Below are 13,770 nucleotides of genomic sequence, written 5' to 3'. Positions count from 1 at the left end.
TATTCTGAGTGTATATTACCATTCGACATGCATCATTTTTCCCATCCATTTTAAGCGGATTAAGCTAATATTCCACGGAACTTTTTCAAGTAAAATATCTTGTGCAGTACGCTCTATTTTTAGCTTGATACTGTTTTGTGTTAGTGTAAGTTCTCCATCTCGTTTTAAAAACATGTCCCGCAAGGTGTTGATGGTACTTTTTTTGAGTACAACCCAATGTTCTAAAACAGCTCGCAGCAATTCTTCACAAAGTTCTTTATCTGCTTTGGTTAGTGGAGTTTGATAATTAACAATGGTGTGTAGTGGAATTCCTAAGAGTACTTTTTCAAGTGTCAATTCTACATCCGTAACATCTTCCGTTTCTGTTGCCAAGTAGTGTAATAACATACAGGCTTTACCAATGTCGTTGATTTCATTGTTTTCTGTAAGCAATCCGATACCATCAAAAAATCGTATTAAGAACGGATGTAAGAGAATTAACCCTGCTTTTTCTGTAGTTAAGTCAATGTCTTTCTCTAAAGATTGCTTGGTAATTACTGTATTATCTATCTTATTTTTAGTGTTCGCTTCCGCGAGATTTGACACAGTTGCTTTTGAGATGTTCTCACTTGAATCACCATTAATTTTTGATTGCTTCGCCTTTTCTTTTGATAGTTTATTGTTTTGTTGTTTTGTTGTTTGAAACTTCTCAGAATCAACTTTTTCTACTTTATTTTTATTCTTGATCTGTTTTGAAGTCGCTGCTTTTTGTGATTGCTTGTCTGCTTCTTTTGTGTTCTTATCTTCGGAAGTGTTTTTGATTGATTTTTTGAGAGTTTGCACATTTGCTCCTTGTGATTTTGCAGTATCATCTTTGATAATAGTTGCAATTTTTGAAGCTTTTATAGCAATGCTTTTATTTAATTCGTATTGTGTAATGGCCTGAATGAGTGCAATAGATAATTGCGTTTCATCAATTTTTGTCAAACGTTTATTTTCAGCTTGTGCTTTTGGCGTTAAGAGTTGTAGTAAGGTTTTAGAAAATTGTGGCAAAGAGCTACTAAAACCTAGTGTTTTATGCCAAATTGAAGCTTCTTCCGTTTTGAATGTGAGTTTGAATTGTGTACAAAGAACCTTCAAAAATTGTTGAAAGAACGTTGCTTCAAGCGTTATAAATTGCGATGTGATTTGTTGTTTGCTTGCAATGATTTTCGAGAACTTCTCATAATCATTCCGCAGCAGCGATACCATGCGTTCTACAGCTTCAGTTTTTGCTGAAAATAGAGACGTTAAGGCATTTTTTTCCACCAAAGTGAAATCTACAATAGCACCTAACCATTCTTTAAAAACTTTTACTGAAATGTGACTTGGTAAAATTCCATCTGACAAATACCTTATTAATGCATCAAACGGTGACGCTTCTTTGGAAATTGTTGCCACAACAGTTCCTTCGTTATTGCTACCATCTGGTCGAATATCATTCAACTGAGTGTTGATTTGCTGGATGATTTCTTTTTGTAAGGCTTCTAAGTTTAAACTGTTTACCTCAACATTTATGTCAATGGCATCAATAACACATCTTTTATTTGGATGTTTTTTGTCCCAATCATCACACATACGTTCCACACTTGGCATTAATCTTTCTTGGAAGAAATCGACATAGTATTGCTCCCAAGAAACTAATGAATTGTCATAGTTTACATCTACTTCAAACGCTATGTTATGGATTGTATGCATCGTATATTAGCGACTACTCTTGGTAAATGTATTTGAAATCGTCGTTTTAAATGTATCATCTTTGGTATCAAAACTGTCAAGGTATTCTTGCGTTATTTTTGATCTTGTATCAGTTCCGTAATCAGTTTCTCTATCATTAGATGCTGTGATTAAATCGTTGTAAATAGTAGAAAGTTCACTATTATTTTCATCCACACAACGCAGTAATTCTAGCGACATGATTTCTAAGAGTTCGTCTAATTCCAAGATCGGTTTTTTATCGCCTCGGAAGTTTGGACTTCTTAAGAAACTTCTATTTAATTCGTCACGCAAATTGTTGATTTGACTTATTCCAGAAATGCTATCATTATTTACATTTGAAGATGTTTCCATTAGTTTGACAACATTTTTCATTGGTGTTATTACATTCGTAGTAATTGTGCTACCAAATGATTCTGATTCAAAAGTTGTTTCTAATTTTCCTAAATCTGTATTGACTCCCAATTCCGTAATTCGGTTTGTGTACGAATTACTACAGTTGAGTTGTCTGAAGCCTGTTGTTGGATTTGTTGGTCCTTCTTCTGTTGGTCCGCCTCCATCTAAAATATCAGAAACCGTTATGAGAGCGAATGATGAGCAGTCTAAACCATTTACAAATATTGTTACATCAAATCGTTCATTAATGGAGTTATCGACAGGCACTTTAAATAGTCCTACACCTACTTGTTCAATGGATTCTCCATTACTGGAACGTTTTACCTCATAACTTAAATAACTTTCATCAGCAAAATTATGACCTACTTTAAACGTATAGCTTCCAGGTTGCCATATTGAGTTTTGACGATCATGAAAAATACTAGCATCTGCTGGTAGTTTGAATACTCTAGTAGAATCTATTGTTGTCGCTCCAATTCTAAATTCAATGAGATTACCTGCTAAAGTATTTGCAATTGAAGAAGCTCTGAATGTATAAGAGGCGCTGTTTGCTCTTAATATTGTACTTCCTACTTGAGGAGATGTTATTGTAAAATCATTTGGTGATACTGGAATGGTAATGTTTAAATTTTGATCACCTTCTTTCCAGCAATATCCATCTAGTAAGCCTAAATCTGTAGGCAATGTTGGTTCTGGTTCTGGACGATCTTCATCAATAGGAACATCTATTGGTTCTGAACTACATGGATCAGTATCCATTAGACTTGGATCTACAGAGACTATTACAGAATATGTTACATCTACATTTCCGTTTGCAGCAGTAATTCTGTGTCCTGTTGTGGTTGATATTGGGTTTCCATTTCTATCAAACCAATCAATTTTTAAGTAGTTTTCTGGGTTACTAACACCAGCTAAATCGTATGTGGTAGTTAAATCTATCACTAAAACATCATCATCCCAAGTTACTGGTCTTGAATAATCTGCCACAACAGTTGGTACTCTATACACATGTGTATGTGTTACTTCTGTTCCGTCTATTTCAAACCCTATTCGTTGTCCAATTAAGCTAGGACCAACTTCAGAAAGCCTGAATATATGATGATCTCCATTTGGTATGATAAAATTGCTTCCTTGTGGTGATGTTACCGCAAAGTCTGCAGGTGATATTGATATAATAATATCATCTGTTTCAATGATATCATAACAATATCCACGTTCTAATTCAAATGTTGGTCGTGTATAACTAATTGGCACAGGAACTGTTACCTCGCAAGGATTCACAAGTCCTAAATCTGATTTTACACAAACGGTTACTGAGAACGTAGTTTCTACTGTTCCTTCAACTGAAGTTATTGGGTACTCTGCTAAATCTTCTTCAAGTATAGGATTTCCAGCATTATCAAACCATTTAACTTCTAAATAGTTTTCTGGATTTGTTACGCCAGGAACTCTAGGGTTAGCTGATAAATTTATAATAACATCTTCTCCGCTCCAACGCACAAGATTGTTTGTTGCTCTTACATTTTCTGTAGAAGGAACTTTATATATTGTTGTAGTAGCCGCTAGAGAGTCATTTAAGAAAACTTCTATTGGAACTCCTACTTCTGAGTTATCTAATAGTCCAGATTCAAGAGTTATAGTATCTGAAATATTTTGAATTAGATTATTCGTTGCTGATGTAGTTACACTATCATCTGGATTAACTTCTAATAGTATAGATTCTGGAGAGCAAAGTCCTATTGGTATGTCTAGCGTTGGTCGTTCTAGCGTAATATCTACATCAAAGAAAGTAGTACACGAATCTTCCAACCCTATAACACGCATTTCAACTCTATATCTTGCGCTTATTGTATTTCCTTCTCCTCTTACTTGTACATTATTGACAAGTCTGGTAGTTCCAATAACAAGGTCTGTATCATCTCTGTCTATCCATCTGTATTCGATGTATGTTTCAGATTGAAATTGATGTGAAGCTCTTAAATTGATTAAAGCTCCTTCTTCATTCCATTCAACAATTTCATACGGTACTAATTCATTTCCTCCTTCATCTCTGTTGATGAATGCAGGTAACATTCCTACACGTGTAGATTTCCCAACTATTGCTGTTCCATTTACTTCAAATGTGATTTCATTTCCTGCTAAATCGTGAGGTACTTTTATTGGATCAATAAAATAGTCTCCTGCATCATTTTGTTCTATGAAACTTGGAGTTGCATCTTCTGGTGACGATAATAATGCTCCGTCTGGTGTAACCGATACAAGAACCCACATTGGAGACGTTTCTTGTAGATTGTAACATATAATTGGTGGCACATCAATATCAATTGCTCTTGATTCATCTACAGGAATATCTACTATTACCGTACAAGCCACAGGAGTTCCTTCAATACCAATGGCAAGCGTAAGTGTTTCTTCAAATCTATCTTCTATGCTTTCAAAGAATATTCCTGATAAATCTTTATCAGTTCCAATTTCGGATCCGTCTGCACGATTCCAAGTATATGTGTAGTTATAAGAATATGAAAGATCTTCATGACTTACTGTTAAGTCTATTGTAATACCTGCATCGCTCCATACTGGCGATTCATAGTTTGCAGTGATATCTGTTGGAAATTTGAACACACATATTTCCACAGGAGTTGTTGGTACTTTTCCATCTACCAAGAAGGTTAATACTTCTCCTATTAAATTGTCTGGCACAGCCGAAGGATCAAATGCATATCCTGAATCTGTTGCTACTATAAATGCATCACCTTCCGGAGATGTTACAACTCCATCTCCTGAAGATTGCGTTATAAAGTCAACTTGCCCTTCATCTTCTGGTAAACAATATTTTGTTTTAGCGATGGTGAGTGTAGTTTCTGGTTCTACATTGTACACAATTGTTTCTGGCGGACAGTCTGAACAACACATGTATGGCAACGCAAAGTCAAACTGTACAATTCCGTTGAATTTACTTATTTTTTTGGTATCATCTTCCAATAGTTCTTCCGTTCCGCCAAGATATACCATAAGGAATGTTCCTCCTTTTGGTACACCAGCCATGTGTTCTAATCCTGGATGTTTTTCTATTAGTTTTGATAAAATTATTTCTCTGTATAGATTGCTTCTTATTTCATCTATTTGCACTTTAAGCCATGCTAATTTTTCTTTTAGGCAGCAGATTTTAGACAATTCATAAATAAAGAATTCGTACATTTTATCATGCGTCTTTGTACCATAAGCAGTATTGTCTGTAGCTTCTGAGATGGCAAATAACACTTGATCTACTTCTGCACATAAACCTTCAATAGCATTGTTAAGTGCTGTCCATTTTTCAGTAACATATATATCATCTAGTGATGTTAAGAAGTTGCGTTTGATGTCTGTTAATCCGGCAATGATTTTAACTGGTACTTCTGTGTAAAAGTAGTAATCACTATCTCTATCAACATTTCCTTGATCTTGATCTACAATTGCTAAGGTGATTGCTGCCAAGTGTGCGGCCGAAACATTTTGACTTCCTATATTAGAGTATGCCATGTCAATAGCATATTGAATAGATCTGTTATACGCTACCGATGTAACTCTTTGTCCAGATTCCAAGGCTTCCACGTTGGTATTGATCGCTTTTCCTGCTATCCTTTCTGGATTTGAGGTTTCTTTATCAGCGCTTTCTCTTCCTAATAATGAAAGTAATTGCTGTGGCTGCTGATTGGCAACAGCATATACTGTAGTTTTAGTATCGTTATTTCCTAAATCGTCAAATTGATATTTTGAAAAGAATTCAGTAGCTCCTTCTGCTATACAGCAAAACTCTTGTTCCCAAGTTTTTAGTAAGATTGTGTAATCTTTTGTATTACATGTATCATCATCAAGAGAGACCTTGTTTACAGGAAATCCGATACTTACTGTTTTTACATCAAAAGCTAAGTTGTATTTTGCTTTTAGCGCATTTATTTTTCGCAATGCCAAACGGAAATCTTTTCCTAAATGCCCTTCTATTCGATAGAAATCTTTATCTAAATGACTGTATTCTAACGGTTTTTGAATACATGGAATATTTTTTAGGTTGGATACATGATATCCTAGTTGATTTTTTGGCTTTCGCTGTTGAATGGATATTGGATTCCAATTGGATATAAGCGAATTTTTTGTTTCGTAATAGTATGGAATGGAACGTTCACTTAGTTTGAATTCGTAACTCTTTGATGGCGTTACTTTGATTGCCGTTGAACTTACATTTGGTATTCTATATTCTTTTAATTGATTGAAGAATTTGATACACAATGCTTTAATAGCTAGTAAGTTTTCGTCATTTTCTGAAACTGTTGGTGACGGATAGAATTCATGACGTGTTTGTAAACGCGTTTGTTCTTCCAAAGTTCCTAAGAGTAAGTGTTTTGGAAATGCGTTTAAGTTTGCCACACATTCAAAACGTACATGTAATATGAGTTCTCTTATTTCTCTGTAGGTATCAATTAAATCTTTTAGTAAGTCGTATTTATATTGAATAAATGGTTCTTCCTGATCTACAAAAATATCATCAAAGTATGTTGTAATTTGTGGAACAGTTACACCGTATTTTGCAAAGTTGATACGATGGTCAAAACGATCGATAATCGTAGTAATTCCATCATATAAATCCGCTTTAAGCGAAAAACTTGTAGTGAATTGATCGTGAATGGAGATTCCTGAAGTTGTATTGTCTTTTGTTAAAAGCAAGCGTGGCATACACAATTCTGGAAGCGTATCATAGTACGATAGTACATCGTGACTGTTGTAGATCGTATCATTTAGTGTGAGCTTACTTTTGTTGTTTTTGTGCGTTAACAGGAACTTTATATTGCTATATACTTTATTTCCTGTTTCGTCACAACCAGAACCACCACACAAACCTTCATCTTCCGTATAGTTTTCAACATACGCAATAAGAATGTAATCTTTGAGCGCACCTGGTTCGTTACTAGTAAAAGAGGAGAGCGGAAGCTCGTCGCTAAGACGTCCCGCTCCCTCTTGTTCGTAGATCTCATATACCTGTAGTCCATCAAAAAGTTCGTAAGACGATCTATCAGTCAGTACCGAATAGTAGTGAAATCTACGTGTTTCAGATTTTATTATGTCGCCATCGGAAGTAATTCCTACTCCTTGGCCAATTTCTATGTATGAATTTGAGTATGAAACAATATTTAAACCACACCCAACACCAACGCCGATTAAGTACACTCGACTTAAGCGATCTTGATCTTCGAAGTAATTTACAACTTTATTTAGATTTTTGTGTGTTAAAACTTGATCTGGCAAAAATTCTTCATAAATATTACCTTGAGTATTCAAAGTCTGCAAATACGGTTCTTTTTTTTCTATTGTTTTCATCTCTATTTATTTTTTGAATGATTTTTGTTAGATTCGCTTCACTTCGACTTCGCTCAGTGTGAACGCTTTTAGGTTCTTAGACCGCTGCGCTTTTAGGCTTATTCCTGCTTACGCAGAAATCTCTTAGATCGCTTTGCTCTTAGATTTGGTTTTGGACTAGTCCTAAGACCTAATGCCTAATTCCCTAATTGTTTCTAACTCATCATTTGTACTTTCTTTCCGTGTTAACTCATAATGTGTACTACTTAAAGTGAGCCTAGCGCACTTCTGTTAAGTATGATCCTGTTTTTATTTTCGCCATCATCATCATTACAATCGTGTAGTGTTCCAGTGGCGTAAATGGTGTTCATTCGGTTGATCGCACATAGTAATTCTTTGGTTGTTTTGTGCGATGCCATATAGTTTGGTTTTCTTTTTTTGGATTCTAAAAATTGCCTCCATGCTTTTTGAATGTGCTTCATATCATACGCTTCATCATCATCAATAATTTGATATAAATCAGCTTTCGTAAGTTCTTTAGCTACTTCAAATACTGGAGTTTCTTTCGCTTCTACTTCGTCATTTTCTTTTTCTGATACTGATGGTGTAGCTACAATTTCCATGTTTGAGATACCATCAGTTGGATCGTTTATGATTTCTACTTTTTCTACACGTGTTAGTGCGCCATCAATGTGTCCAACCCAACAAATACGCGGTTGAATGTGTGCTGGTAATTCTCTACGAATTAAATCTTCCATGAAAATGCGAAAATCTATATTAGAGAAGCGCGACGTATATCCTGGAAATATGATCGTTACCTGATACGAGAATGGATCTATGTTTTTGCATGTATTGCATCCATCATCCACACATAATGGCAGACATTCGTTTAAATCGTCTATTTTTTTGGTATGATATGGTAGTGTTAAAATGTTTTCTATCATGTAGAAACCTTCGTCAAATAGTAAATTATTTATATATGCAATGGCTTCTGCTAGTCTGTCTTCAGCTGTTTCTAGGGAAGCATAGTAATGATTGTACTGTCTTCCAATGATTTTGCCTTCTTCATCTATTAATGCTATGTAGTAGCGTTGTGATTTTGTTTCTGTTTGACGTAATACGTAATTGTTTTGATTGGTTGCTAATTTTAATACATCAAGTAATTCATTGATTGCTTGTTGCTTTGTAGCAAAGTCTTTTTGTGATGATAGAAATACTTTACTATCACTTTTTATGAGCCAACGGTATTCAAAATGAACTCCATCTTTTTCGGTATCACGTTTTAAAGTTTCTATACTGATGTGATCATTGAATAGATCACGACGTGAATAATCATCTAAACCAGATAAGAGTGCAATTCGCTTTTGAAAACCTGATACATTTTGGGTATCCCATTGTTCTGGTGATCTGTAATTGAATGCCAATCCGCGTTCCGAACTGATTTTATCGTATTCTTTAATGAATTTATTTTTGGTGCTGATGATATTTGCTTCTACACTGTCTTTGTCTTTCCCAAAGAGTTTGTACATCGTGTTAGTATAGTTTTCAAAAACTTCTGCAAAACGTGCAATTAGGTGATCTAAGAGCTCGTTTCTTCGTACATTGAAATCTTCCAATTTGTCAATGATGTTTTCTACATTGTTTTTATATTTTGGATAGTTATCAAGCAAAGTTTCTATACCATTGATACCTTCTACTGCTTTGAAGAAGTAAGTTTGCTGTAAGTTTTCATCAGCAGCTAAGAGTGTTTTTGTGTGCTCTAAGTGTGAAAAATAAGTACTTAATACTTGATCAAAAAAGAGTAAGTATCCTTGTAATTGTTTGGCTTGTACTTTGCGTTCGTCTGAAACTGTATTGGATAATCCGTATTTGGAGATTCCGTAGTTTTCTGGCAAATGATGTTGTACTGTATTGTATTTTATTTGACTGTAAACACCTAATGGCATTGGTAAGTCATCAAATGATTTTTCTGTACTTGCTTTTTCTGCTGCTTCTAGTTCTTCTGTGAATTCAGCGACCATTTCTGGGTTTAATCCAACTGGCAAGAAGCCTTTTTTGTACTTGAATGTACTTTGATCGCAAAGTATTGGCAAATGGTTTGGTTCAACACAAATTAGCCAAGGATCACTTTTTACTGTTATGTTTTGATTGCAATCGCCATCTTCTCCATTTATTTTTGGCGGGCAATTGTCAATACTGATGTCTTCTATTAGTTTTACACCATCAATTTTCATGATAATGTTCATGATATCAGATAGACGCACTTGCGTACGCAGTTCTGATTTTTGTAATGCTTCTGGCGTTAAGAATCCGTTTTCTAAGATTGGACCTTCAAATATTTCATCTGACGAAAGTCCCATATCCAACATTTCCGTAAGCGAATTGGCGCGTACACTTGGCGATAAGTATTGTCCTACTGACCATTGAATGGTTGCGTGTACTTTTTCTTCATTGGCGCCATTTTCTAATTGTACTTGCGCACAAACGCGAATACATTGTTTTGCTATTTTTTTTACCTCAACTAAGTCTTCACACAGGTTTCTGTTTTCGTGATATTTGGTAAAGATTGCTGCAATAATGTCTTCTTCTACATATTCCTCATCATCGTCAAAATCGACTAAAATTGTGTATAATCCTTTGATGTTGATGGTTTCCGTTTTGTATTCTGAACCTACAAATGGATCAAAACTTATGCGTGGATTTTCTTCGTTACATTCTGCATGCAATGGTAATGCGTGAATTGCCAACCAACAGTTTTTGACTCCTTTGATGTCAATGAACAGTTTTCTGTAATCTATAGCTGTTACAGGTCTGCACGTTAATATGTTTTTTGCCGATTTGAATTGCTCGTGCATTTTTTCGAAGTTGTCTTCTGCGGAAGCGACCAAATTTTCAATTGGTTGATCTATACGTAATCCTAAGTCAGTAATGGCGTAGCATAACAATTCCATGATCGTAATTCCTGGATCACTTATGTTGTAATCTGTCCAGATTTTTCGACTGAGATCTTCGATGTATTGCTGCCCAGTATCTCTTAGATGTTGAAAATCTAAGTCGTTTTGGGAGCTTACATTGCTCGGTATGGTGATATGTTCGTCGGTGTTTAACATTCTATTGTTGTAATAGCGTTTACAGTATGTGATGTTGGCACTACTGAGGTTAATATACTTTTTTGATCTGTTGGGATTATTTCATCTTTTTCGTCTCCATCATGCAACATTTTGAAATCTTTTATATAATCGACGTATTCTAAATTTTCAATGTAAAAGATGACTTCACTTCCATAGAGCGCGTTTCCAAATGATATGGGTTGATTTTTGTCAAATGCCCAAGGAGATAAGTATTGCGCTAGATCGTCTTGTAATTTTTTTGCATAGAAATTAGCGTCTAATCCTTCATAAAATCTTGCGCTTACCGTAATTTCTACAGGTTCATATACAGGCGAAACTACTTTTGCATCTACATGTAATGTGTTGAGTTTATTTATATATGTTTCAATCGCATTGAGCTTACTTTGACTTAATTTTGGTTTGTATATATCGTATACATTTTGATCGATAATGTTTGGAATGGCAACCAATAATACTTCTCCCGGTGCTTTAAAGCTAGTGCTTGTACTGTGATTAAGACATTTGATTTTGTGTAAATAATTAAATTCTTGAAGTACGAGATGTTCATAATCCCAAAGCGTGATAGCTCTGTTTTTATGACGTAATCGTTCGCTAACTCTTCGGTAAAAATCTAAGTCACTTTCTTTTGGAAAACCATCAAAAGAAGCATATGGTTGCGTTACTTTTTTTACAGTTGCCAAACGACCTTCTAGTTTAGAAATGGTTTCGGCTGGCATTCCTTTGTCCAAATGTTCTAAGGTATTGTCATTGTTTACAAATTGAACTTCTACTGCTTGTGTATGAATGTTTGTAAATTTTGATACCGTATCATATGGTTTGGAAATTGTGGCACGAATCCATAAATAATCTTCTGCGAAAATCGTGTTGTCCCCAAATTGCTTTGGCACTGTAAAGGCTACCAATCCTGCTTTTAAAAAGTTGTCGGTTTGGTCTTTGAGTAAATATGATGGCTTTAAATTATTCCATCTGTTTTTATGTAAATATTGCCAAACAACAGTCGCTGTATCGTAAGTTTCAATCGCATCTGGGTTTTCTGAACCTTCTTCAATTTGACATAATAGTTGAATGTTTTGATCAGCCACAGCTTCATCAATTCCAATATAAAGTTGTCCACCATCTTCTGGTAAGGACATGAGTGATAAGTTGGAACGTTTTACTTTGTTGATTCCGAAAGGCAATTCGTGATATAATTGGACTTCATTTTTACTCGCTCCAATTGTTTCTACACTTGTTACGGTTACTGATAAATTTTCCGCAAATGGTGTGTATGCATTGTTAGGCAATGCCAATTCGTTTAATGCATGATAGGTATATATTTTTGGAAATGCATCGTGTAAAAAGTTGTTTTGTAAGGACAATTTTATAAAATAATCGTCTGTCTTTTTTGGGATGTATGTTTTTCCTGATGGTAAAAAGTTAGTAAAGGTAACGCTAGAAATACCATCAAACATTTGTTGTCCATTAGCAGTTGTCGCTGCTGCTGGCGCTGCTGCTGCAGTGTCACTTACTTCTCTGTCATCACTATGTTGGTGACGCATAGCTTCCATTTCATCTTCGGTATGTCTTTTAGATTTTTTATCTCTTCGTCCAAACCATCTTCTATCTCTACTGCGTCTTCTGTCTTCTCTTGATCTTTTTCTTCTTACAACTTCTTCTTCATCGTCTTCATCAATATCTTTTGCCACCTCATCTGCAACACTTTCTGTTAGTGTTTTTACTTTCCCAATATAACTTGCATTAACTAGAAAACGATTTTCTCCATCGATTCCTGTGACTAATTCTGTACTACTTCCTCCAAGTTTTATTCCGTTATAAACATCTATAAATCTTTGCGTTAACCCTAATTCTATGTATTCTTTAATATATTGTTGGTAATGCTCTTCAAAGCTATCTGGACGATCTTTCCAACTTAATGTCAAGTCTATATTACTAATACGTTTTCCAATCCATTCATCAGATGAAACTTTTAGACTGGCACGTTTTTTTGCTTGTATTCCAAAAGGGTAAAACGGGTTTTCAGTTTTTACTTTTCCAAGATCATTTTTTACCGTTAGGTTGTCTGAGTACGTTCCTTTTGTGGTAATCGTAATGTTCTTCAAATCTGCATTTGCAAGTAATAAGTATGTGTCATACGTAGTTTCTGAAATATCATCTTGTGAAAATAATACACGTATTATTGGATGTGATGTATTGTAATGACCTTCGTGAATTTCGGCATCGTAGTTTACTATTTTTTCATCATCTTCTGTAAGTTCAATGATAATTTCTACTGCATTTTCATTTGTTGTTTGCGCTTTGGTAATTGCCGTAAACGGAAGTGCTACCCAGCCTTTTTCTCCTGTATGCTCTATGTTTAGGATGGATCTTAGTTCTTCACCATTTGGTACAGATGTAAATGTTGCTAGTATTGTAATTGTGCGAACTCCTTCTGAAAGTAATAATGACGGCGCGCTAAGTGAGAATCCTTTTTTAGCCAACTTACGTTCGTCATCGCCAAAAGGTAACCAAGAAGTTCCGCCATCTTCAGTTGAACCTCCTTCTCCATCGGCAGAGTTGGCAATGTTTGATGCATGCCAGTTTGAATCGTCTTTGTATGAATACGTATTGCGTAACGATGCTATTTTAGCTTTGTTAATGACAATTTCATCTTCTAATTTGTAATGGATTGTACTTCCGCTACTATCTTTTCCTGCATCTACGAGCGTTTCATCACTTAAAAATTGCTCATTTGCATTTTTAGCTAGCTCAAAGATAATGTAGGCATGATCTGCTTTTTCGTCATTTTTTTTGAGTTGTAATACTTCTTTGTAGTAGAAATCAAGATGACGTTGTGTTATTTGGTTGAATCGTTCTTTACTTTTGTTTAATAGCTTTAAGAACGCTATAAATAGTGCTAATTGTGGCGTAATGTCTCCTTCAATATAGGTTTCAATTACTTCTTTTATTTCCTCAGAAGCATTGTGAAACGGTTCCCAATTTCCAGATGGGTTTTTGAAATCTTTTTGATCGTATAATTGTACGTGCTTCGAAAATTCCTCCGCAAAGTTCATCCAATCCTTTACTTCAAATCCCATGAGTTTTACATTCTCAGGATCAAGCAAAGAAAGGTAACGCTCTTGCTGCGTAGTGCCTTCGCGTGACTTTATTAGTGTATTTTCTGTACAATCGCTCATGA

4 protein-coding genes are annotated in these 13,770 nt (G+C 35.1%); all 4 read right to left on the bottom strand.

From position 1 onward, the window contains the following. Positions 1–15 precede the first annotated feature (15 nt). On the bottom strand, positions 16–1,716 hold the full coding sequence (locus ACRBBL_RS02065) for a contractile injection system tape measure protein (RefSeq protein ID WP_431367375.1): 1,701 nt from the start codon (positions 1,714–1,716) through the stop codon (positions 16–18). Between the two features lie 6 nt (positions 1,717–1,722). After that, positions 1,723–7,485 (bottom strand): hypothetical protein, encoded by a 5,763-nt coding sequence (locus tag ACRBBL_RS02060; RefSeq protein WP_431367374.1) that lies wholly within the window; start codon positions 7,483–7,485, stop codon positions 1,723–1,725. A gap of 245 nt (positions 7,486–7,730) precedes the next feature. Beyond that, entirely contained in the window at positions 7,731–10,574 is a 2,844-nt protein-coding gene (locus ACRBBL_RS02055) for a hypothetical protein (protein ID WP_431367373.1), read from the bottom strand. Then, positions 10,568–13,768, bottom strand: coding sequence for a hypothetical protein (locus ACRBBL_RS02050; protein WP_431367372.1), 3,201 nt, complete (start codon positions 13,766–13,768; stop codon positions 10,568–10,570). The genes ACRBBL_RS02055 and ACRBBL_RS02050 overlap by 7 nt, the downstream gene beginning before the upstream one ends. Positions 13,769–13,770 lie beyond the last annotated feature (2 nt).

This window comes from Kordia sp. (assembly GCF_050633145.1).
Classification (GTDB): domain Bacteria; phylum Bacteroidota; class Bacteroidia; order Flavobacteriales; family Flavobacteriaceae; genus Kordia.
Note: the sequence above shows the minus strand (reverse complement) of the source record. Positions and strands in the feature narration are given on the sequence as shown.

Coding starts and splice junctions, on each gene's coding strand:
- ACRBBL_RS02065 (WP_431367375.1), bottom strand. CDS start 1,716: ATGCATACAATCCATAACATAGCGTTTGAAGTAGATGTAAACTATGAC.
- ACRBBL_RS02060 (WP_431367374.1), bottom strand. CDS start 7,485: ATGAAAACAATAGAAAAAAAAGAACCGTATTTGCAGACTTTGAATACT.
- ACRBBL_RS02055 (WP_431367373.1), bottom strand. CDS start 10,574: ATGTTAAACACCGACGAACATATCACCATACCGAGCAATGTAAGCTCC.
- ACRBBL_RS02050 (WP_431367372.1), bottom strand. CDS start 13,768: ATGAGCGATTGTACAGAAAATACACTAATAAAGTCACGCGAAGGCACT.